Consider the following 1562-nt stretch of genomic DNA (forward strand, 5'->3'; position numbering starts at 1 on the left):
CTTCGCCCCCAAAGCAACGACTAAGCTGTTTGGGAAGGTGGGCGGGCCGGACGCTTACTCTCAAGCTCAAGGAAATCGGCCTGTTCAAGGATCAGGTGTTGAACGAGATCGCCCAGGTCAAAGCCCAGGTTCTGCTCGACCACGCCAAAGCCAAGCGAGCACTGACGCCGCCGCAGGAGGACCATGACAATGCATCCTGACGACCTGCTCGACCAACTCAAGAAAACCGCCACACCTCGCAAGCAGAAGACCCTCGACCTGATCCACGAGGTTTGCCGGGAGCAGTATGAGCGCGGCAGCAAGGACTTCTCCGTGGCGACCATCGCCCGTATCGCGGAGGATCGGGGAGGACCAAGCAAGGGCGCAATCCACAACAAGACCGGCGATGACTACAAAGGGCTGATCAAGGCGTGGGCCGAGCATACGGGAGGCGTAAGCCGCAAGGTGCGCCAGATCAGCGCGAACCCTTACACCGCCCTGATCGATAAAATCGAAAACCCGGCGCTGCGCTCGATGATGGCGGGCCTCCTGGCCGAGAACCGGCAGATGCGCCGCGAGATCACGCTCCTCAAGGCGGAAGGGAACCGGGTGATCGACATGCGCCCCCAATCCGCCACCCCCCGCGAAGCAGTCCAAATCCTGCCGGCCTCAACGGGCCTGTTTCCCTCTGAGATTGAGGCCCTGCGCCATGCTGTAAGTGACCGGCTGCTCAAGGACTAGGGTTGGACCACCGACGATGAGGGGCGAGTGGTCTACAAGCCAGGCTACGTGTCAGCAATCCGCAAGATCATCGGCGAAGGTACGCAATAGCCGAAATACCCGGCCGCCCAGCTCAATACGGAAACGAAAGTGCAAGGGCAGAGCGCCAATCGACATCAATTGGGATCGCATGTCATATGTTGGGAGTGAAAGGCTTAAATTAGCACAAGCATCGAGCGTCGGTCGTGTACCTAGACTGCTATTCTGCCATTCCGACAGTACGAGCTTTTGCGGTTTAAGGTCAGCAACGCGATGCTTATGTGTTGCTGCAAATGACAAGTAATCCTGACTCCAGAAGTCACCGCATTGATAGTGCATCAAACCGCCTGCACAGAAGTGGCAGGCGGTTTGATGTAGCTCAAGCTAGCAAATTCTGTTACTTACACAGTTTCAAAATCAGCATAGCTTGGCAATTTATACTAACAACCATGCATTCACCGACTACTTCCAGCTGGCAGCCAACACGGGCTGTAGTTGCCCCTGATAGCTATCGGGCAAGGTCAATTGACCTGCAGCCGGCGGGCTGAACGACGCCATGGCATCGACCAGGCTTTGCACCTGGCTGGACAGCAGGGTTTTCCCATCGCCAGACTTGAAGATCTCAATCTGATTCGCCTTGCCAGCAAACCAGTTGTTGACCGTCATCTTGTCCTCTGTACCGATGATACTTACTTGCAGGTTGCTACCGTCACGGCTGAACCAGAGCTGCTCAGTAGCGATGCCTACCCCGAACAGCAGTTGATCGTTGATACCGGCCTGAGCATAACTCTGGTTGTCGTTGATCACGTCCTGACCATCACCCA

At 56.3% G+C, this 1562-nt stretch carries 3 protein-coding genes; 2 read left to right on the plus strand and 1 reads right to left on the minus strand.

Annotation, left to right across the window (positions count from 1 at the left end):
• Both IE083_RS15925 and gmtX read left to right on the plus strand, forming a co-directional pair.
• Positions 1–200, plus strand: a 200-nt coding sequence (locus tag IE083_RS15925; protein WP_229799803.1) for a hypothetical protein, incomplete at its 5' end; no start/stop codon positions are given.
• Positions 184–720 carry a gamma-mobile-trio protein GmtX gene (gene gmtX / locus IE083_RS15605; protein WP_229799804.1) on the plus strand — a complete coding sequence of 179 codons (537 nt, stop codon included), beginning with the start codon at positions 184–186 and terminating at the stop codon, positions 718–720. The genes IE083_RS15925 and gmtX, both read left to right, overlap by 17 nt.
• Positions 721–1200: 480 nt before the next feature.
• Here the strand turns inward: gmtX and IE083_RS15610 are convergent.
• A partial coding sequence (locus tag IE083_RS15610; protein WP_308426749.1) for a calcium-binding protein occupies positions 1201–1562 on the minus strand: 362 nt, incomplete at its 5' end.

Source organism: Vogesella fluminis, assembly GCF_014652335.1.
Classification (GTDB): domain Bacteria; phylum Pseudomonadota; class Gammaproteobacteria; order Burkholderiales; family Chromobacteriaceae; genus Vogesella; species Vogesella fluminis.

Coding starts and splice junctions, on each gene's coding strand:
- gmtX (WP_229799804.1), top strand. CDS start 184: ATGACAATGCATCCTGACGACCTGCTCGACCAACTCAAGAAAACCGCC.